Origin of the sequence: Roseburia lenta (genome assembly GCF_014287435.1) — a bacterium.
GTDB classification, from domain to species: domain Bacteria; phylum Bacillota; class Clostridia; order Lachnospirales; family Lachnospiraceae; genus Pararoseburia; species Pararoseburia lenta.
The window spans coordinates 121,479-142,149 of sequence record NZ_JACOPG010000002.1; the positions used below are offsets into that span (position 1 = coordinate 121,479).

At 43.0% G+C, this 20,671-nt stretch carries 17 protein-coding genes and 1 pseudogene; 2 read left to right on the forward strand and 16 right to left on the reverse strand.

Annotated features, from left to right (window positions below):
• Positions 1-246: 246 nt before the first annotated feature.
• From H8R94_RS04540 to H8R94_RS04565, 6 genes are all read right to left on the reverse strand, one after another.
• Entirely contained in the window at positions 247-624 is a 378-nt protein-coding gene (locus tag H8R94_RS04540) for a TnpV protein (RefSeq protein ID WP_009247523.1), read from the reverse strand.
• Positions 625-650: 26 nt separating this feature from the next.
• Positions 651-1,790 carry a plasmid recombination protein gene (locus tag H8R94_RS04545; protein WP_019190307.1) on the reverse strand — a complete coding sequence of 380 codons (1,140 nt, stop codon included), beginning with the start codon at positions 1,788-1,790 and terminating at the stop codon, positions 651-653.
• A 355-nt stretch (positions 1,791-2,145) separates the two neighbouring features.
• Entirely contained in the window at positions 2,146-3,300 is a 1,155-nt protein-coding gene (locus H8R94_RS04550; RefSeq protein ID WP_009247525.1) for an AAA family ATPase, read from the reverse strand.
• Positions 3,290-3,625 (reverse strand): plasmid mobilization protein, encoded by a 336-nt coding sequence (locus tag H8R94_RS04555; protein ID WP_009247526.1) that lies wholly within the window; start codon positions 3,623-3,625, stop codon positions 3,290-3,292. The genes H8R94_RS04550 and H8R94_RS04555 overlap by 11 nt, the downstream gene beginning before the upstream one ends.
• Entirely contained in the window at positions 3,615-4,706 is a 1,092-nt protein-coding gene (locus H8R94_RS04560) for a site-specific integrase (RefSeq protein ID WP_009247527.1), read from the reverse strand. Before H8R94_RS04560 ends, H8R94_RS04555 begins: the two co-directional genes overlap by 11 nt.
• Positions 4,707-4,895 (reverse strand): helix-turn-helix domain-containing protein, encoded by a 189-nt coding sequence (locus H8R94_RS04565; RefSeq protein WP_009247528.1) that lies wholly within the window; start codon positions 4,893-4,895, stop codon positions 4,707-4,709.
• Between the two features lie 448 nt (positions 4,896-5,343).
• On the opposite strand from H8R94_RS04565, the gene H8R94_RS04570 reads away from it, so the two are divergent.
• Entirely contained in the window at positions 5,344-5,874 is a 531-nt protein-coding gene (locus H8R94_RS04570) for a helix-turn-helix domain-containing protein (protein ID WP_009247529.1), read from the forward strand.
• A gap of 292 nt (positions 5,875-6,166) precedes the next feature.
• On the opposite strand, the gene guaA is transcribed toward H8R94_RS04570, so the two are convergent.
• Positions 6,167-7,711, reverse strand: a complete 1,545-nt coding sequence (gene guaA / locus H8R94_RS04575; protein WP_186854022.1) for a glutamine-hydrolyzing GMP synthase — start codon at positions 7,709-7,711, stop codon at positions 6,167-6,169.
• A 187-nt stretch (positions 7,712-7,898) separates the two neighbouring features.
• On the opposite strand from guaA, the gene H8R94_RS04580 reads away from it, so the two are divergent.
• The gene (locus H8R94_RS04580; protein WP_186854023.1) at positions 7,899-8,396 is read left to right on the forward strand and encodes a hypothetical protein; all 498 of its coding nucleotides are present in this window, start codon (positions 7,899-7,901) and stop codon (positions 8,394-8,396) included.
• Positions 8,397-8,516: 120 nt separating this feature from the next.
• Here H8R94_RS04580 and H8R94_RS04585 read toward each other — a convergent pair whose 3' ends face one another.
• The 9 genes and pseudogenes from H8R94_RS04585 to H8R94_RS04630 form a co-directional block, all read right to left on the reverse strand.
• Positions 8,517-9,860: a uracil-xanthine permease family protein gene (locus H8R94_RS04585; RefSeq protein ID WP_186854024.1), complete on the reverse strand. Its 1,344-nt coding sequence runs from the start codon at positions 9,858-9,860 to the stop codon at positions 8,517-8,519.
• Between the two features lie 179 nt (positions 9,861-10,039).
• Positions 10,040-10,948: an AEC family transporter gene (locus H8R94_RS04590; protein ID WP_186854025.1), complete on the reverse strand. Its 909-nt coding sequence runs from the start codon at positions 10,946-10,948 to the stop codon at positions 10,040-10,042.
• 7 nt (positions 10,949-10,955) lie between these two features.
• Complete coding sequence (locus H8R94_RS04595; protein WP_186854026.1) at positions 10,956-11,459, reverse strand: shikimate kinase; 504 nt, start codon at positions 11,457-11,459, stop codon at positions 10,956-10,958.
• 77 nt (positions 11,460-11,536) lie between these two features.
• Entirely contained in the window at positions 11,537-12,166 is a 630-nt protein-coding gene (gene upp, locus H8R94_RS04600) for a uracil phosphoribosyltransferase (RefSeq protein WP_118280166.1), read from the reverse strand.
• Between the two features lie 72 nt (positions 12,167-12,238).
• Complete coding sequence (spoIIID, locus tag H8R94_RS04605; protein WP_243238461.1) at positions 12,239-12,490, reverse strand: sporulation transcriptional regulator SpoIIID; 252 nt, start codon at positions 12,488-12,490, stop codon at positions 12,239-12,241.
• 59 nt (positions 12,491-12,549) lie between these two features.
• Positions 12,550-15,111 carry a family 78 glycoside hydrolase catalytic domain gene (locus tag H8R94_RS04610; protein WP_186854027.1) on the reverse strand — a complete coding sequence of 854 codons (2,562 nt, stop codon included), beginning with the start codon at positions 15,109-15,111 and terminating at the stop codon, positions 12,550-12,552.
• Positions 15,112-15,126: 15 nt separating this feature from the next.
• Positions 15,127-16,573: pseudogene (locus H8R94_RS04620) on the reverse strand (GH39 family glycosyl hydrolase).
• A 5-nt stretch (positions 16,574-16,578) separates the two neighbouring features.
• On the reverse strand, positions 16,579-18,984 hold the full coding sequence (locus H8R94_RS04625; RefSeq protein ID WP_186854029.1) for a glycoside hydrolase family 2 TIM barrel-domain containing protein: 2,406 nt from the start codon (positions 18,982-18,984) through the stop codon (positions 16,579-16,581).
• 59 nt (positions 18,985-19,043) lie between these two features.
• Entirely contained in the window at positions 19,044-20,543 is a 1,500-nt protein-coding gene (locus H8R94_RS04630) for an MFS transporter (protein WP_178009668.1), read from the reverse strand.
• Positions 20,544-20,671 lie beyond the last annotated feature (128 nt).

A 20,671-nucleotide genomic window follows, 5' to 3' on the forward strand; every position in this document is an offset into this window, starting at 1 on the left:
TACTTAAATCAAATTATCTATTAATCATTTCCTCACCTTACACAAAATGTGCCTTTCTTTCTTCTAATGGCAATACTATCATACTGTATTTTTTTTGTCAATACATTTCACCTTATGGAAGTGCAAATTAAAATTTTCACTTCCTAATTATACATCCAACCATTACGAAATTCAATCTTTCACAACCTCTTTACAACCACAACCACAGCACTCCAGCAAACGCAGGAGCACCATACCGTAAAACGCTTATGTGTAAATCAACTCCGTTCCTACAACTTCCCTCACACAAGCCTGAATATTATTCATTCTTCCAATCCATTCGTAGGGATTATCTTTCTTTAATTGTTCCGTCACATCTTGTCTGTCGGCATATTCCTTTACCAGTCGAAGAAACATATCCTCTGCTTGCTTATCGACTTCTGCAAGATAACTATGCAGCTTTCCGCTTGTCAGCAGGTTCATATATAACACTTTATAGTGTTCCTTTAAATGCCTTGCATGTCGTTTCCCCCATAAACCAATCGGCTCTATTTCTTCTTCGGCTGGTACTGTGATGTTCGGCAATAAATAATCACCCACCTGTCTATAAGTTCCGCCCATTTCTTCAAAAATTGTCTTTGTCATTTTCCTTTTCCTCCTGTGATTTTTGTCTATCGTGATCGTGTATTATCACGCTTGCGACCTTTAACTGTTCTTGCCTGCTCCAACAAATCATCTATCTGTTTGCGACCAAAAACCTTACGGAGCAGGCTGTAATCTTTATTTTCTGCTTTTAGGATTTTGTTTTCTTCGGTCAATCTTTCATTGACTTTCTCCAAACGCTGATTGGTGCGGTATAACTGTGCATTCGCTGTATTCAGCCTATGATAGTTGTCCCACCCCTCAAAGCAGCGGGCAAGCACCGTTTTGACAAGTTGCTTCAATTTCCTTACAACCGGCTCTGCCATTTTGGTTTTATATGCCTTTGCAGTCATAAATTTCTCTGGTTCTGGCAACTGATATTTCGGTGCAGTATCAAGCTCTATTTCAAGATTTGACAGCTCGTCTTTTGCCTTATCATAGTTCAATACTCGTTCCGACAACACATCAAATTCAATCTGTTTCTGCTCGATTTTCGCACCTAATGCCGCCACTTCTTTTTCTCTTTCCTGCTTTTTATAATCCAAAACAGAAAGATGTTTTTCGTGTGTGCCTAAATGTTCCCACTCAATCCCATAACGTTCCATCACCGCCGCAAGCTGTTCTTTTTCGGACTGTATCCATTGCGACCACTCCGTATCGCCACGACTGCCGCCCTTAAAACCTTGCGTTGCAAGAGCCTGCTTTAGTGACACTCTTGTATCAAGTCCACGCTTGCTGCCTGTGGTAAAAGGTACAAAATCTATGTGCAGATGTGGTGTAGCTTCATCCATATGCAGATGAGCCGAGAACACCCGAAGCTGTGGATTTCGCTCCTGAAAACCCTGATAGTATTCATCTAAAATCTGCTTTGCCAGTTCTCCGTTTTCCGTATCGGCGTTCATATTTCCCTTACCGCCCACCTGTAAAATGATTTCGTGGAACGGTTTTTCCTGCTTGGAACTTCGGATTTTTTCATAATAATCTTTTATCTTTCGGTCTGACCTTATCTGCTTGGCATTGTATCTTTCCAATGCTTCATCAAACAATTCGTGATAAACTGTCTTTATATTTTCATTGCAGTAGTCGATATTGAGATGAGTACGAGTTCCGTCTACATTTTCTGCTCGGAACTTTCGGCTATTGTGATTGACCGAGCCTTTACCGACCATTGCACTTATCGTTCTCTGCATTTTTTCATCTCCCATCTGTAAATTTCAACATTCTCAGGTTTTGTTACTTTTGTCAAAAGTAACGCAAAAGCACTTTTGACGGGTACACCCATCAAAAATGCGACCTGTAAACAGGTTTTGCGTTCTCCGAAGGCTCTCCGAGGGGTGAGCGTGTGCCGGTGGCACACACGCCTGCGAACCGACCGAGCCAGCAGGCGAGACCAAAGAGCCGCCTTTGAAAAGGCACTCTCTGCACACTCCCCTAAACTTTATCCGGTGTCAAAGTGTGACGATGGTGACAATGTTTTTCACAGCGTGCTGCTCTCAAAAACATTGACACCTTTGACACCGTTTGTCACGCCGTCTGCTCGGTTTCTTTCCAAAGTGAAACCTTTCTTCCGTCGTGTGTGCGGCTGTTCTGATAACGGATACCGTAATCACGAAACAGCCTGCTTGCGTTGATACTGAGCCTTAAAGAAAGTACATTCGGCTTTATATCCACCGCAAGCCTTTCGCAAAGTTCCGAAGCAGTTCCTTCCCATCTGTCACTTTCCGAAAAGAGCGTATCCGCTATCTTCTCAAGCAGAGGTTCGGGCGGTTCTTTCCACATCTCCGTTTCCGATTTTGCAAAGTTCCACACCAATCGCTCGCTGTCCCTTACAAGATGGATTTTCATATCCTGCTGGTCTCTGCCAGCAACATCAAGTGTGGCATTGTTGGAAGTACGCTTGTCCTTACTGAGAACAAATGCACCGTCTGCCGCACCCATCAGACCATTCGTGCCTGAAATCATATCGAATATATCTTCCGATTTTTGTTTGCGTGTATGATGAACAATAAGCATTGAAACCTTGTAACTGTCTGCCAACGCTTTCAGCCTTGCCACAACATCATAATCACTTGCGTAGCTGTAATCTGCTCCGCCTGCTTCACGCACACGCTTTAAGGTGTCTATGATAATCAAGCCTGTGTCTGGGTGTTCCCTCATAAACCCTCTTATCTGTTCTTCCAGTCCGCCATTGACCGTTTTACATTCCGTTGCGAAATACAGATTGCCTGTCTCCTTTGCACCGAACATCTGAAACAATCGCTTCTGCAAACGTGGGTAATCATCTTCAAGGGCAAAATAAAGCACCGTTGCCTTACGCACCTTATACTCCCAAAGCGGTGTGCCTGTGCTGATATGATAGGCAAGCTGTGCCATCATAAAGCTCTTTCCCACTTTCGGGGAACCTACGAAAAGGTAAGTTCCCCTTTGGAGCAGACCGTCGATAAGTGGTGTCTGAACCTCAAACACCGTATCATACAGCGTTGTCATTGATACTGTTTTCAGATAGGAAGGGTCTAACTGTCTGAGTATTTCCCTTTGCATTTCTTCAAAAGATTGCTCGTACCCCTTGAAATCCGTATCCTGATTGACTATACTATTGTCAGTACATTTGGAAAGTGACTGTTCCGCATCTGTTGCCGCAGATACATTTGGAATAGTCATTTCTTTTTTATTCTCCATTCGCATCCTCTCCTTTCAAACCGCCGAGAATAATGGAAATCAGTTCTATTACACTCAGCAGTTCATCATCCACACCTTTTCCTGCTTCAATCCTTTTCAGTTCCGCAAGGACTGTGGCAAATTCCGTTTTCAACGCCTTATACACTCTCGGATTGCCCTGTACCACCACATCCTGATTTAAGCAACGGCGGTAACAATACTCCTGTTTTGGCAATCCTGATAGAGCTACAGCTCTGTTAATGAGTTCGTTTTCTTCGGGCGATACTCGAAACCCTACTGTGATATTCCTCCAACGATTTTTGTTATCTCTGTTCTTAGCTGACATTTTCAAAATCTCCTTTCCCTAAATCATCTAATTTTTCTGCCATCTCAATCTGCTTTGACGGAAAGAGGTGTGCGTACTGATAAGTAATATCAATACTTTCGTGACCAACTCGGTCAGCAATCGCCACCGCAGAAAAGCCCATATCAATCAAGAGTGAAATGTGGCTGTGACGGAGATCGTGAATGCGGATACGCTTCACGCCTGCCGCCTTTGCCCCTCTGTCCATCTCGTGATGAAGATAGCTTTTCGTCACCGTAAAGATACGGTCTTTCTTCTTCAATCCGTAAAGCATACCGAGATATTCTTTCATTTCCTCACACAGAAACTTCGGCATTTTAATCGTGCGGTTGCTCTTTTTCGTTTTCGGAGAAGTAATCACATCCTGCCCTTTCAAACGCTGATAGGATTTATTGATTGTGACTGTTTCCTTATCAAAGTTGAAATCTGCCGGAGTCAAAGCTAACAGCTCGCCCTCTCGGATACCGCACCAGTAAAGCATTTCAAACGCATAAAAGGAAACAGGCTTGTCCATCATCTCAAAAGAGAATTTCTTGTATTCTTCCTTTGTCCAGAACAGCATTTCCTTGTGTTCCTCACGTCCCATATTTCCCACCTTTGCCGCAGGATTGGAACGCAGTTCATAGTAGCGGACAGCGTGATTGAAAATGGCGGACAACTGATTGTGCAGCGTTTTCAGATACGTCTGTGAATAAGGCTTTTTCTTCTCATCACGATAGGCAAGCATTTCATTCTGCCAAGTAATAATCTCCTTTGTGGAAATCTCGCTGATTTTCAGTTTCCCGAAATACGGAAGTATCTTTGTGCGTATGATATGCTCTTTGGTAAGCCACGTGTTTTCCTTCAAACGGTTCTTCACATCATTGATATAAAGCTCCGTAAAGGCTTCAAAACTCATATCAAGGTCTGAAGAAGTCTGCAATTTGAACATTCTTTCCCATTCCTGTGCTTCTCGTTTGGTAGCAAAGCCACGCTTGCATTTCTGCTTGCGTTCCCCTTTCCAGTTCACATACCTTGCCATCACATACCAAGTACCGTTATCTTCATTCTTAAATACCGGCATTTACATTTCCCCCTTTCCTGCTCCGTAGAGCCTTTCGTAAAAATACTGGCGATTTACACGCCCTGCAATCGTAATAAAGCCCTTTGCTTTCAATTCCTCATTTAATTGTCTGATGAGTTTATATGCATAAGGTTTTGATACGTTTAGTTCCTGAGCCACATCTTCGGCTCGGATAAATCTGTTTTCCATATCCTTTTTCTTCCTTTCTTAAAATAATTTTTTGCTTGCCGCTTTCTCCGTGTTAAAGTTCCAACAGGCACTCCTGCTTGTCGGCAGGCGCTGTGCTGTCCCAATGCACCGCAGTACATCAGGCGCTCGCTCGTATAGGGGTTCCCGAAAAGTCGGAGACTTTTGGGGAAGAGGAGGAGCAGTGCAGCGAATGAGCTTTTGTGCTTGCACACAAGCGAACGATACGGAACTTGCTCCGACGAGGTCTTGGCGGTTTGGCTTTTCGGACGGTCATTCAGTTGTCGCATTAAGCATATTTGTTTAATTCGTAATTTATTTTACTAAACATATTTGCTATTGTCAAGTGGTTGCAAAGAAAATATTAAACATTTTTGTTTCGGTTTTTCTTGACTTCCACTAAACATTTCTGCTATACTTATTTCACTAAATATAAAAGGAGCGTATCATTATGGCTATCAGCGAAAGAATACATTTTTTCAGACTAATGCGTGGTATGACACAAAAGTATCTCGGTACAGCAATCGGTTTTCCAGAAAAGAGTGCTGATGTGCGTTTGGCACAGTACGAAACTGGTACACGCAAACCGAAAGCAGACCTTACAAATGCATTGGCACAGGTGCTTGATGTTTCTCCACAGGCTCTTGATGTTCCTGACATAGACAGCTATATCGGTCTTATGCACACTCTGTTTACCCTTGAAGATATTTACGGTCTTACTGTCAGTGAAGCAGACGGAGAGGTATGCTTAAAGGTCAACAAGGACAAAGGCAGAGAAGCATATGAACTCCTCAAAATGCTGTATGCTTGGAAAGAACAGGCAGACAAGCTATCTTCCGAAGAAATCAACAGAGAAGAATACGATAACTGGCGTTACCATTATCCAGAGTTCGACACCACACAGCGTTGGGCAAAAGTTCCATCACAGGAATTAAGTGACGCTCTCGTGGAAGCATTCAAAGACCACTTGAAAGATAAATAAGCACCTACAGGACCTGCCACTGGCAGCTCCCTACAGATGCTTTGGCAACGACAAAAAAGCCCTTAACTATGGTTATTAACCACAGCTAAGGGCTTAGTTTATAATATGGAATTTGTTCAGAGCCAAGCTCCGAACTTTAGTCTGCAAGCCACCTGTTAATTGTTCCGTTACCCATAAACCACTGGATAACAAGAATAATGGCACTTGCTATGACTGTTATCAATTTGTTATCAAAAGACTAATCGAAATCGCTGAAACCCGCATAAACACTGGCTTTTTTAAGCAACTCGATTTATTCAAACTCAATCGTTCCTGGTGGCTTACTCGTCAGATCGTAAAATACTCGATTGACTCCCTTCACCTCATTTATAATTCTGCTCATGACGGTCTGCAAGACATCAAACGGAATGTCTGCCGCCTCCGCTGTCATGAAGTCTACCGTGTTGACTGCACGCAGTGCTACGGCGTAGTCATAGGTTCTCTCATCGCCCATGACACCAACCGAACGCATATTGGTCAGTGCTGCAAAATACTGTCCGATGCTTCGATCCAGTCCCGCCTTAGCGATCTCTTCACGATAAATATAATCAGCATCCTGCACGATTCGCACCTTTTCTGCGGTCACTTCGCCGATGATGCGAATGCCAAGTCCCGGTCCCGGGAATGGCTGACGATATACCAGATAATCCGGCAGACCAAGTTCCAGTCCTGCCTTACGCACTTCATCCTTAAACAGGTTGCGCAGTGGCTCGATGATATCCTTGAAATCTACATAATCCGGCAGACCGCCGACATTATGATGAGACTTGATCACTGCAGATTCTCCGCCAAGTCCTGACTCTACCACATCTGGGTAGATCGTTCCCTGTGCCAGGAAATCTACGGCACCGATCTTCTTTGCTTCTTCTTCAAAAACACGGATAAATTCTTCGCCGATGATCTTACGCTTCTGCTCCGGCTCGGTCACTCCTGCAAGTTTTGCATAATAACGCTCCTGTGCATTGACACGGATAAAGTTGATATCAAAGGCTCCGCCCTTGCCAAATACACTCTCGACTTCGTCTCCCTCGTTCTTACGAAGCAGACCATGATCTACAAATACACAGGTAAGTTGTGGTCCGATTGCCTTTGCAAGCAAAGCCGCCAGTACGGAAGAATCCACACCACCGGACAGTGCCAAAAGCACCTTTCCGTCTCCTACCTTTTCTCTTACGTCCTTGATGGCATTTTCAACAAAAGAATCCATGCGCCATGTTCCGGCGCATCCACAGACACCGCGTACAAAGTTGTGCAGCATCTTGGTTCCCTCAACCGTATGCAGTACTTCCGGATGGAACTGGATCGCGTATAAATTCTTTTCCTGATTCTCTGCCGCTGCCACCGGGCAATCCGCCGTATGTGCGCAAATGCGGAATCCCTCTGCCGGCTTTGAAATGTAATCAAAGTGGCTCATCCAGCAGATCGTTGTTGCAGATACACCTGCAAACAATGGGGAATCCTGCTTTACGAATACCTCGGTCTTACCGTATTCTCTGACCGGTGCCTTCTCGACCTTACCGCCTAATACATGCATCATCAACTGTGCCCCATAGCAAAGTCCCAATACCGGAATTCCCAATTCAAACAATTCCTTGGTATAAGTCGGTGAATCCGGCTCATAACAACTGTTTGGACCTCCTGTCAAAATGATCCCTTTCGGATTCATTTCTTTAATCTTTTCAATATCTGTTTTATAAGAATAGATCTCACAATAAACATTGCATTCTCTGACTCTGCGGGCAACCAACTGGTTGTACTGTCCGCCAAAGTCAATGACTATGACCTTTTCCTGCTCCATGCTTGTCCTCCGTTTCTTTTTGTACCAGGTACAAATCTATCTCGTTTCATTATATTAGAGCCTATAAAAAATAACAAGTTCAAAGGTCAATTTTCCGACAGAATTTCCGATATAAAATATATAACAATCGGTAATTGACAAAATTTTACCGCTTTCCCTACTATAACTTTTAAAGAAAGGAGCCGTCATGAGTGGATTTTCTGTAGCAAACAACATCACCCTGCGCAGTTATTACGCGACCTACCGCGCTTTTACGACCAAAAGTACACGTTCTTCTGCTACGACCAATCAGTTAAATTATGCAGATGCACAGGCGCTTCGCCGCGCGGTTCAGAAACTGGATGATTTTGACTTTGAAACTGCCGATAAGGACGATATTTCTTCTCATGTACGCGCCTTTATCGATACATACAATTACACCATGGATTCCGCCAAATCCTCGACCAATTCCTATGCGACCTCCACTTACAAGAATCTGAAAAATCTTGCCAGCAAGTATTCCAAGGATTTGGAAAACATCGGCATCAAGGAAAACTCCTCTGGTTATCTGACCCTCAGTTCTTCCGCCGTTGAAAACATCAGGGGCAGCCGTTTCAAGAGTCTTTTAAACAAAGATTCCAAATTCATGAAACAGTTGACGACCTATGCCAAGCGCATGGCAAACAACATCGATTATTACGCTTAATACTCCTATAATAACTACAAAAAGAGCATGTGTCCGATCCCTTCGATCGTCCACATGCTCTTTGTCTATCTGCTCATAACTTTTTCGTATCCCGCTTCCCCCGAAACAGAATCCGTCTTTTTACGCTTCTTCTTTTTTTGCGCTTGTCTCAAATTCATAATCCTTGCCCGGCAGGATAGCATTCAGGAAAATTCCCAAAATGGCTGCGATAGCAAGAGAAGTCAGTGTAACGCTTGTTCCTGCGATCGTGAATGTAAAACCATCTGTAAATCCAAGTGCGCTGACAAGGATAACGGCTGCAATGATCAGGTTTCTTGACTTTGTGAAGTCTACCTTGTTCTCAACCACATTACGGACACCGATAGCAGAGATCATACCATAAAGGATGAAACTTACACCACCGATGATGGAAGATGGCATAGAACCGATCACTGCTGCAAATTTCGGTGAAAAACTAAGGATGATCGCATATACGGCTGCGATACGGATAACCTTAGGATCATGTACCTTTGACAGTTCCAATACACCTGTATTTTCGCCATATGTTGTATTTGCAGGGCCACCGATGGCTCCGGCAAATGCGGTTGCAAGTCCGTCACCGATCAAGGTTCTGTGAAGTCCCGGATCTTCTACGAAATTCTCATCTACCGTTGCGGAGATTGCTGTAATATCACCGATATGCTCCATCATGGTCGCAAGTGCGATCGGTGCCATAACAAGGATGGCTGTAATATCAAACTTGCACCATACAAATGGCTGCCACTGTACCCAGTGTGCGCTTGCTACAGAAGTGAAATCTAAGATCGCGCTTCCGTCAGCATTTGTCATACCGACACCATTTAATACCAAAGCAAAGATATAAGAGATCACGATACCCATGAGGATCGGAATGATCTTGAACATGCCCTTGCCCCAGATATTGAAGATCACAATAACCGCAAATGCGACGATCGCGATGATCCAGTTTGTCTGTGCATTATTGACAGCAGAAGATGCAAGGGAAAGTCCGATACTAATAATGATCGGTCCAGTTACTACCGGCGGTAACAAACGCATAACTTTTCTTACACCTACCAGTTTTACGATCAGGGCAAATACCAGATATAAAAGACCTGCTACCACGATACCGCCACAAGCGTATGGCAACTTTTCGCCCATAGTCATATTGGCGTAAATACCACTATCCAATTGCGCTACCATGGAAAATCCACCCAGAAATGCGAAGGAAGATCCTAAGAAAGCAGGCACCTTACGCTTGGTGATCAAATGAAATAAGAGTGTACCGACACCGGCACAAAATAATGTAACCTGAACAGAAAGTCCTTCTCCCTCGAAATAATCATTCACGAGGATAGGAACTAAGATCGTTGCGCCAAACATGGCGAACATGTGCTGCAAACCCAACAGTAACATCTTTGATGTTCCAAGACTGCGGGCATCTTTGATTGCTCCTTTTTGATTCATCACATAACTCCTTTGTACTGATTTGTTGTTCCTCTGCGAAAAGATCCCTTTCCGCAAAAAATCTGCGAGATGACATATGCACCCTCGCAGATATCCTTAACTAAAGAAAGTATAGCGGAATTATCTTCACTCTACAATCTTTTTTTTCGCATTCTTTGTATTTTTTTACACACTTAAAATCATATGGTCAAAACCATACTCCAGATTGGAATACTGATCATGGAAAGGATGGTAGATGCCACTACCAGTTTTGTTGCAAAGATCTCATCACAGCCATACTTGGATGCCAGAATACTGGTCGTTGCCCCCGCCGGCATGGCAGTCAAGAGTACACAGACCCCTGTCACCAGAGACGGCAGTTTTATGAGCAGACAGACGACATACAAAGCCAGTGGCATCAATACCAGACGAAGGATAGAATACCGAAGCACTTCCCAGTCGAAAATAGATTTCCAGTCCGCTTCTGCCAAGATCATACCGATGACCATCATGGAAAGCGCTGTATTGCAATTTCCAATCGTTCCGATCGTATTTGTGATAACGGCTGGTGGTCTATATTGTGTCAGAATCAGGATCAAACCGATAAAACAGGCAATAATACAAGGATGCGTCACAACCTTTTTCAAAGTCGCTTTCCAATCCTTTGACTGCGTAAAGATCGCAATACCGGACGACCACATCATAATGCGCATGGGAATCAGGAATATGGATGCCATAGCAAGCCCGATCGATCCAAAAACGCCCTCTGCGACCGGATTTCCCAGAAATCCCGCATTAGAACAGATCACGCCATATTGCAGGCTCATACGATGTCCCACTTCTCTTTTACCATATAAAATCTTTCCCAGGATCACACTGATGATCTGTATCCCTATGGAAATCACAAGAACCTCTGCAAACTGCACAAACGTATTGCTATCGCAGTCAATCATAAAGGACTTTACAATATTGCAGGGAAGCACCAGATAAATGACCAGATCGTTGATATTCTTCTGCCCTTCTTTGCTTATAATTCCTATTCTTTTTATAAGTGCTCCTACTAAGATCAGCAAAAGCATGGTTATCTGTAAAACCAATAGTTTACTCATCTTATGTTTATTTTCCTTCTAGCTGCGCCACTACTGCATCCACCGTGCCAGCCACATCCTTGCCGTCCAGATCCACGGTAATATCCGCGTATTTTTCATAAAGTGCCGTGCGTTCATTATAAATATCCCGCAAGGTCTGTCCCTCTTTATGTACGACACCTCGCTCATCCAGATCCCCCAGACGCTCGTCCAAGAGATCATAACTGATCCTCAGATAAACGACAATCCCGCTCTCTTTAAAGTGTGCCATAGCATCTGCGCCAAAGATAACACTTCCTCCGGTCGCGATCACGGTATTTTCCACATCAATTTGGCTGTTGATCTCGTTTTCTACTGCGTTGAAGCCATCAATGCCTTTTTCTGCAATGATTTCTTTTAAAAGTTTTCCGGTCTGATGCTGAATGACCAGATCGGAATCCAAGAAATCATAATTTAATACTTTTGCAAGAATAACGCCGGAAGTACTTTTGCCCACCCCAGGCATACCGATCAAAACAATATTTTTTCCCATATTCTTTCCTTTTCTCGTTGCTATAAGATAAGAGGATGCCCTGTAAAAGAGCATCCCCCTTGACATCTGATCCTTGATTACTTTGTTCCAAAAATACGATCCCCGGCATCTCCAAGTCCCGGACAGATATAAGCATTCTCATTCAACTGACGATCCAAGGCGCCAACATAGATCTGCACATCCGGATGTTCCTTGTGCAGTCTCTCCAGACCTTCCGGTGCGGCAATGATGCACATGAACTTGATATTCTTGCCGCCATGCTGCTTGATCATGGTGATGGCATCTGCACCGGATCCACCGGTTGCAAGCATTGGATCTACTACCAAAATAGTTCTCTGGTCGATCGGTTCCGGCAACTTGCAGTAATACTCATGTGGCTCATGAGTCTCCGGGTCACGATACAAACCGATATGTCCGATCTTTGCAGATGGAACCAGATTCAGCACACCGTCTACCATCCCAAGTCCAGCACGCAGAATCGGCACGATCGCCATCTTCTTACCGGCAATCATTGGCTGTTTGGTCGTCTCGATCGGTGTCTCGATCTCTACCAGTTCGGTCGGAAGATCGCGCAGTGCCTCAAACCCCATCAACATAGCGATCTCACTGACCAAGGTACGGAACTCATTTGTTCCTGTTGTCTTGTCACGAAGTCTTGAAATTTTATGCTGGATCAGTGGATGATCCATAATAGTAACGTTCTCCATTTGTTCCTCCTCAAATACCGTTTATCGGTTCGTTTACTCTTCTAAAAATCTTAGTTTATCCTGCGTGGAAAGTCAATGGACATGTGCATACTTTTTTCTGGTAGCCATGCCACCACGGATATGTCGTTCTGATTTATTGACATCTAAGACGCTTCTTGCCTCTTTTGCAAGTTCGACATCGATCTGCGGCAAACGTTCCGCAACGTCCTTATGTACCGTAGATTTGCTCACGCCAAAATTCTTTGCCGCCTGCCTTACGGTCGCACTCTTTTCCACAATGTATGTACCAATTTCAACTGCCCGTTTTTCAATATATGGTTTCAAAAAAATCCCCTGCAACACTTGTTTTTACATTGTATGCAAGGGATTTTTCTTTATTCAACTCATTTTGTCACAGTAGAAAAGTTATATTCTCCACATTCACAGGCAAATGTGCTTCCATCTGGCAGGATGACATCAGCCACACAGTTCGATGGTATGGAAATCCTAAAGTTCACCTTTCCATCTGTTCTAAACCAGGCACTCGAAACCTTGCCATATGCAGAATCATATTCCATAGAAATAGAATCTATCTGTGAAACCGGATGGGGTGCAATCACAAAATGATTCTCCCTGCCATCCATTTTGATTCCACATAAGGTATCAAAGATCCACTGACAACATGCTCCTTTAGAATAATGATTTAAAGATGCATCATCTGTCCAGTTTTCCCACACTGTTGTTGCGCCTTGTTTTATTTGCTGGATCCAGCCAATCTCCGGATTCATAAGCATGCGGAAAGCCTCATCGCTTGCACCTGCTTCCGTAAGAAGCGGAAATACAAATGGGGTAGACAAAAAACCGGTTCCCACACGATACTCTCTCTCCTGATTCAGTTTCACAATTTTTTGCAAAAGTCTCTGGCGGGCCTGTCCCTCAGCCAATTCCAATCCACAAGGTCTTACATACTTGCACATTCTCTTGCTTGTAATGTCACCATTCTGTACAAAATAATAATTGTATGCCTCTTTCGTCCGATCTGCGATCTGCTTATAATGTTTTGCTTGGGATTCTTTTCCCAGATGGTCAGCCATTTCCTCCATTAACCTCGCAGCATAGGATAAATATGCGGTCGCCTCCTCTACCATTGGCAGCATTAACATTTTTTGTGATGGCGCACAGTCGTCCGGCTCCGTCCATTCACCAAAATGTCTCCCACTGGCCACAAGATATTTGTCATATTTGCTTCGCTTTGGTGAAAAAAGGGAAAAGAGGTTTCTTTTACCCATTCTGCTGCTAAAATATGCAATGCACTTTTCCATTGCCTGCCAATTCTCCCGAATCAGGCAATCATCTCCATACCGTTTCCAGAAATAGTACGGGATAGTCACCATGGCGTCTCCCCAGCCGGCACTTCCCTCCATGGATATCCACTCAATCAATCCACTCTTCTTACCCCCCGTTGGATTCACATTATAGACAAGACCATTTCCTTTTTGACAATCTGCTACATCTCTCATCCATTTACGAAAAAATGCTCTCTGATCCATCATATAATTGCCTGTATTAAAAAAGAGTTGTGCATCACCAGTCCAGCCGGCACGCTCACGTGTCGGACAATCGGTCGGGACATCCATAAAATTTCCTTTTACACTCCAGAATGTATTTTTCACAATCCGATTGAGCATAGCATCCGAAGAAGTAAAGGAAAACGTTGTGTCCATGTCCGTATAAACTGCAATTGCACTAAATCTGCCGGCATCCACATCCTCCGGCCAGTCCAAAAGCAGGACATAACGGAATCCCATAATCGTAAATTTGGGTTTGTAGTCGTGACGTACCCCATCGCAGACAAAATCCACGGATTGAAAACGGCAGGTATCATAATTCGCCTTCCATGCAATATTTTCTACAGTAAAATTACCATTTGTATCCAATTTTTCTCCACACACCATGCGGCATTTTGCTCCTTTTTCTCCTTTTACGGAAAGTTTGACATAGCCTGCAATATTCTGTCCAAAATCCAGCACTGTATGTCCGTCCGGACAATGCACAATTGTTGGATTCGAAAATTTCTCATGTTCTTTTGCCGCGTCATTATTGGAAGCACAGACCATACCTTCATACGACGTCACTCTTGCCCTTCCACTATAAGATGGACTACGCCCCAGATCTATCCTCTCTCCGTTTTTCATATCCGCATAACGGATACTGCCATCATTAGACCATTGCATAGAAGCATCACTCACGAAAACCTCATGTTCTCCACTCTGATAAAAGACTTCCATTTGCGCCATAAGTTTTGGCTCATATCCATAAACTTTCGTGCTGTCAAAGACCCCTGTGGCACTGGCGTAAAAACCATCTGCCAGTTCCATGGTCCACACATTTTCATCTTTCAGCAAGTCTGTCACATCATACGTCTGATAATGTACTCTTTTTTGAAACGCAGTGGATCCCGGTGTCAAAACCGCATCCCTCACTTTTGTTCCATTAATTTTTGTCTCATACAGGCCACAGGCTGTAATGTAGAGTCTCGCACGCACAAGATTTTCTTTTTTTATTCGAAAAGTCTTTTTAAAACAGTCCACCGGATATCGCACTTTGGGACTTTTACTATGTTCATAGTTTCCCATGATAAACGATGCTTTCCACTCCTTTTTGTCCAACAATCCCATTTCAAAGAAAGCAGGCTGGCTCCAACTGTCATATACTCCATTCTCATCTGCCACCGCTACACGCCACAGAATCCGGTCTCGACTCTCTAAAGGAAGACTGTAACTCGTCTTCATGGAATCACTTCTTCTTTCCTCCATAAGTTTCCATGGTTTATCATTTACGGACACCTCTATCTTAAACGACGTCTGTTTTTTACCATCTTTGGTTTTCCATGATAATTGCGGATGCAGATCATCCAATCCCATGGGATTTCTCATATATGCTGTTTTCAGATCATATGTCTTCATAACTAATCTCCTTTACTATTTCCTGATGATGTAACAGTGCGTGTCATTTACCTGCAGCCTGCCGGATACGATCAATTCTCCGTTTTCATATGTATAAGTCACTTTTTCTGCCACAAGGGATGATTTTTCAATCACTTCATGGATTTCCTGCGGATTCATATTTTCAGGTGATCCCATTTCCTTCCATATACGATACGGATTGCAATGCTCATCATCAATCCGGTACAATCGAACATTCTGACATCCCGGCACCTCTATCTGTACCCGATATTTTTCTGCTTCCCGCATCACTTAATAATTTCAATGCATAAAACTGCGGTTTGGGGATACCATGGATGGTAAGCAAACCAAACCCTCCCGAAAATTCTTCCGGCACTATCATGAATTCATCAAAAATATCACTAAATGCCCAAATAGATGATCCTGTCACATTTCCTTCCATCTCATCTATGCTTTTTACCTGGAAACATGCCACCTTTTTACTATCATTACTCGGTGATGTCAGGATGGCATTACAATTCCACTCAGTATAATAAATGGGGTATCTGCCCGCCACAATCTGACTGACTTTCTTTGTATTATCATACATCTGCCCCTTTGCCAGAACCGTGGTTTCCGTCTTATCCTCCATGATCAGACGAATCCCATCCAGAGCAGTCCCCGCTTTCTTACTTCTCAATTGCTTCATTCCCCCCACAACATTGGAGAAAAGATCTTTCATGGCAAAGGCTTCTCCTATACCATCTCCCGGATAATTATGTGTTGAAATAAAATCAAGTGGCAATTTCCTTTGCTCACAAAAGTCAATAAATTCAGCAATCCAATCTCCGGTTGCACTTGCAGGTCCCCCCACCAACAGAGCCGGCTCTACCTCCTTCACGGCTTTGGCTGTAATCTCATAGAGATGGAAATAGTCCTCCATCGTTCCGGCAAAAAAAGTGAACATATTAGGTTCATTCCAAACCTCAAAATTCCATGTAATAACCTCATTCCTGCCATACCGGTGTATCGCAGCCCGGATGAACGCCTGTACCAACTTTACCCAATCATCGTCTTTCGCCGGCATGGTCTTCATGCCCTCCGCGTTGACTGTAACTTTTTTCTTCCTTTTTGCAATAGTTGATGGCATGAAAGATAGTTCCACCCATGGCTTCATTCCTGCTGCAAGTACATTATCATATGCCGCAAAAATATTAAAAAAATTATAATTTTGAAACTTTTCTGCGCCCGGCATCGGCATCATATCCGCCATGGACATAATTGCCTGCATATCATCATCAAAAATGCCATGAAACCGGACTCTCTCTATGCCAAGTTCATCATGAATAAATTTTAATTGTCTGGCATAATCTGAACGCATAGCAAGTTTTGCCTGACCAGAGCCAACACAATATTTCCAGTGATTGGATACTTCCACCCGCCTAGTGTTTTTTTTTACCGAAAAAACAAATGTCTCTTTCATGTCTGTCACCTTCTTTTTGTCTGCAGGATAATTTGCTCTGCTTCGGTTCCCTTTGCACTCACATCAATCACGATTGTTCCCTCTTCTTCTGTGCTTTGTACATAAAATCCCATCTGCCCCATCCAGGAGTGGTAGGAATCGCCATCAAACGCTTCTTCGGTCACAGGATTTCCGTTGCCAATAGCGCGCAGGATTCCGTTCCCCAAAACACTGACCCTGATTTGCCTATCAGAAAGCATCTTTACAATACCAGCTGCATCAGTCAGAGAGACCAGCACAAACGTCATATCTTCTCCATCAGCTGTCAGAACTTCTTTTTCCGCTTTCACACAAAGCCTTGTTTCATCGCCTGCAGAAATAAGTTCATCCTCATCAATTTTATTTCCTTTTTCATCATAACTGACCGCCTTAAGTCTTCCCATTTGATAGATTGTCTCATAGGACGCCTTACAAAATTCTAATTTTTTTCGACCAAGAGACTCTCCGTTCTGAAACAATTCTACCTCGGTTCCTATACTATAGATTTCAATCTGCGCATTTTTCCCTTGACAGCCCGGCCAACTCCAACTATGTACAGCATCTGTATCGCGCCACATACCAAGGAAATACTTTTCACCGGAATGATTAACCGGTCTTACAGCGATATATGGTTTTTTATACTTCTTCCAAGCAATGGCTGCAGCATACATCTCCGTTTCTTTCTGTCCCAAAAGATTGATTGCTCCACACCCTCCACTGACACACGGATATGGTCGATTAAAGCCACCTTTTGCCTTTCCATAAATCGGAACGCCGACACCGGCTTCCCCCAAATAATCCATTGCTGTCCACATAAAATCACCAATCACATATGGGTGAGCCTCAACCAACTTCCATCGTTCTGCCATGGAATGCGGATAAGTCTCGGAACCTAACATGATACGTTTGGGATCATATGCATGATGTGGCTCATAACAATTTTCTGCATAATTCAGCCCTACAATATCCAGTTCATCAAAACAGGCTTTCAGTTTTTTCTCTACCTTTTTCGGTTTTCCCATCATTTTTTGGACAAAAGGTACTACCGTGACAATAATATTAGCCAGTAGACTTGCTGTCGCCTGGGCGTTCTTTGTCTCCTCGTAAGGATTCACACTGTCCTGAGGACTGCACTTAGATTTTCTTCCTCCCATCATGGACACCACTGGATTGATACAATTGATAACTGGTCTGGAAGCATCCAGTTTATGGCAGATATCAACCAAAATACGGTTCCACACAGCCCCTTCGTCACTACCTGTGTCCCCTATTTCGTTACCAATAGAATACATAATCACAGATGGATGACTGATATCCTTGCGGATCATGGCACTTACATCTTCTTCATAATACTTTTCAAAGTAAATAGAATAATCATAATCTACTTTCATGAATCTCCACTGATCAAATGCTTCATCCATCACATACATTCCATATTTATCACAGGCCGTCAGGAGTGCTTTACTTGCCGGATTATGTGCCGAACGAATAGCGTTAAATCCAGCCTCTTTTAAAAGTTTGATTTTTCGTTCTTCTATCCCATCATAAGCACAACTTCCCAAAATTCCATTGTCGTGATGAATACATCCGCCACGCAGTTTCACACTTTCGTTGTTAACCAGAAGTCCTCGTTCTGCCGACCAGCGAAGTTCTCGGATTCCAAAAAGAATGGCCTCCTGATCGACTACCTTCCCATTTCTCCGCAGTTCCGCCTTTAACGTATAAAGATATGGATGCTCGTCACTCCACAGTTTTACATGCGGCACGATCATTTCTGTATGGATACCGGATGCTTCTGCCACCTTATTTTTATTATCATCCCAAAGTGTTATTTGCAATTCACAGCCAGTCACATCGTTTACTTTTGTAGTAACAGAGACATAGGCACACTGATTTTTATAATCAACCCGCTTTGTCACTGCTTCGATGCCATCTACACTTATATGGGAAGGAGCTCCTATATATAAATTCACATTGCGATAAATGCCGCTTCCTGTATACCATCGACTATTTGGTGTCCTGCTGTTATCTGCAATTACCGTCAATTCATTTTCCGCATCCAAAATCAGATTTCTGCTAATATCCAGTACAAATCCGGAATAACCATAGACCCAGCCGCCAATTTTTTTCCCATTTAATATCACTGTAGAATTCTGATATATCCCTTCAAACTCGATTAACACAGACTTATCTTTCCATGCGCTATCTGCCCCAAAATGCTTGGTATATTGATATTTACCCCCGGGGAAAAAGCCTGCTGCTGCGCCATTTTTCATATTTACCAGTCTTTTTTCCGTCTGCATGGCATCATGAGGAAGTCTTACTTCCACTGGTTCGCTATGCTTCAACAGGTTCTGAAATGTCCATCCATCGTTAAATTTAATTTTTTTCATACTCTATCTGTCCTACCTATAATAATTGCGGCAGGAACTTCTTCCTGCCGTAACTCATCTTATTTACTTTCTCTTAAGGTTCCATCTTCATTAAAGCCGTTCTCAACTCGAAGTTGTTTTAAATCTCGTTCCAAGTGGAAAAATGCGAATAAGACAATGCTGATTGCAAGGAAAATAAGAGGCATTCCATTATAAGCAAAACTGATTCCTTTTAAGGCTTTATCAACCGTCGCTGCACCGCCCTCTACATAAGTGTCAAATCCTTTGGTTCCTAAAGCAGCAAGTGCTGCCCAATCTTCAAAACCATTTTTTGTAACTGCCTTAGTCAAGGTGTCAAATCCGGTTCCAGAAAGAATCAGACCGACGATCACGGAATTCAGACTCGTTGCCATCTTTTGCGCAAAACTAATAAATGCAGAATACATACCTTCCGCAACGACACCTGTTTTGTAACGTCCATACTCCATCAATTCATAGTTTACCTGAGACAAAACACAGGCATTGATGATGTTTGGCAGGCTGACCGCAAGATAACCAACCATCTGTGCCGCAATTGATTGTGGTAAGAACATTCGAATGATAATACCAATAATAGAAATCATCATGGAACCACTAATCAATTTTGCTGAGCCCATCTTTTTGGAAAGTTTTGGGATCGCAGCAAATACTGGAAACAATGCCACAGAAGCAGCCATAACAATGGAGAATGTTCCCAAATTACCGTAAACATATTGGAAATAATACTGTCCTACACCAAACGAACTCATCATAACAATCATATACATGAAGTTGATCAGGGTAAACATAACCAGATATTTGTTCTTTGCCACGCTCTTTAGAAATACAGAAATCGGAACATTTTCTTTTTGTTTTTCCGGTTCATATCCTTCAAATGCAGCCAATTCCTCCTCGGAATATTCCTCACAGAGGAAAAATGCCATCAAACAAGCAACAATACCAATAATTGCTGTGATTGCCGCAATAATAATAAATCCTCTTTGTGAAGCATGGAAAATATTGATAACAGCCGGCAAGGCAATCTGCAGCCCCAATGACCCTATCGCATAAATTAAACCAATCACCGTCAAAGTCCGTACGCGATTATCGTTATTTACAATGCTTCGCTTGATATGTGTTTCGTATGCAATATTTGCCATAGTTCCAAATATAGCACTGACCAGCGTGGATAAGATTGTAATATAGACCACAATTCCCATGTCACTCATCAGGCTTCTTGGCACCGCAAATACAAGTAAAGTCAGTATCCACATCGGAATGCCTGCAAGAACCCAAGGTCTCGCCTTGCCCCACTTTGTATGTGTTCTATCAACAATAGCCCCCATCAAAAGATCGGTAACAGCATCAATTGCCGTCTTGATTGCCATGCCAATGGAAATAGCGGCTGCTGCAATTCCAAGACTATTGGTAGCAAAATATGTTACCTCACCTATCATAAGTCCCTGTAAAATATTTCCCATCCTTACCATGGAAAAGCCAAGCAACTTTTTCTTAGAAAACTTTTCGTCTGCAATATTGAGACGTTTAATTTGATCTGCCATAGTATATCCTCCCTCGCATCCCAACTTGATAAACTTATTCTATCGTGAAAACTGGGAGATTTGAATTTCTCTACTATCCATTTTCTTATCATATATTCTTCAAATCCTCTTTTTCTTATCTGTGATAA

Bases quoted from the DNA above. Each gene is read 5' to 3' on its own strand.
- H8R94_RS04540 (WP_009247523.1), bottom strand. From the start codon at position 624: ATGACAAAGACAATTTTTGAAGAAATGGGCGGAACTTATAGACAGGTG.
- H8R94_RS04545 (WP_019190307.1), bottom strand. From the start codon at position 1,790: ATGGTCGGTAAAGGCTCGGTCAATCACAATAGCCGAAAGTTCCGAGCA.
- H8R94_RS04550 (WP_009247525.1), bottom strand. From the start codon at position 3,300: ATGGAGAATAAAAAAGAAATGACTATTCCAAATGTATCTGCGGCAACA.
- H8R94_RS04555 (WP_009247526.1), bottom strand. From the start codon at position 3,625: ATGTCAGCTAAGAACAGAGATAACAAAAATCGTTGGAGGAATATCACA.
- H8R94_RS04560 (WP_009247527.1), bottom strand. From the start codon at position 4,706: ATGCCGGTATTTAAGAATGAAGATAACGGTACTTGGTATGTGATGGCA.
- H8R94_RS04565 (WP_009247528.1), bottom strand. From the start codon at position 4,895: ATGGAAAACAGATTTATCCGAGCCGAAGATGTGGCTCAGGAACTAAAC.
- H8R94_RS04570 (WP_009247529.1), top strand. From the start codon at position 5,344: ATGGCTATCAGCGAAAGAATACATTTTTTCAGACTAATGCGTGGTATG.
- guaA (WP_186854022.1), bottom strand. From the start codon at position 7,711: ATGGAGCAGGAAAAGGTCATAGTCATTGACTTTGGCGGACAGTACAAC.
- H8R94_RS04580 (WP_186854023.1), top strand. From the start codon at position 7,899: ATGAGTGGATTTTCTGTAGCAAACAACATCACCCTGCGCAGTTATTAC.
- H8R94_RS04585 (WP_186854024.1), bottom strand. From the start codon at position 9,860: ATGAATCAAAAAGGAGCAATCAAAGATGCCCGCAGTCTTGGAACATCA.
- H8R94_RS04590 (WP_186854025.1), bottom strand. From the start codon at position 10,948: ATGAGTAAACTATTGGTTTTACAGATAACCATGCTTTTGCTGATCTTA.
- H8R94_RS04595 (WP_186854026.1), bottom strand. From the start codon at position 11,459: ATGGGAAAAAATATTGTTTTGATCGGTATGCCTGGGGTGGGCAAAAGT.
- upp (WP_118280166.1), bottom strand. From the start codon at position 12,166: ATGGAGAACGTTACTATTATGGATCATCCACTGATCCAGCATAAAATT.
- H8R94_RS04610 (WP_186854027.1), bottom strand. From the start codon at position 15,111: ATGAAGACATATGATCTGAAAACAGCATATATGAGAAATCCCATGGGA.
- H8R94_RS04625 (WP_186854029.1), bottom strand. From the start codon at position 18,984: ATGAAAAAAATTAAATTTAACGATGGATGGACATTTCAGAACCTGTTG.
- H8R94_RS04630 (WP_178009668.1), bottom strand. From the start codon at position 20,543: ATGGCAGATCAAATTAAACGTCTCAATATTGCAGACGAAAAGTTTTCT.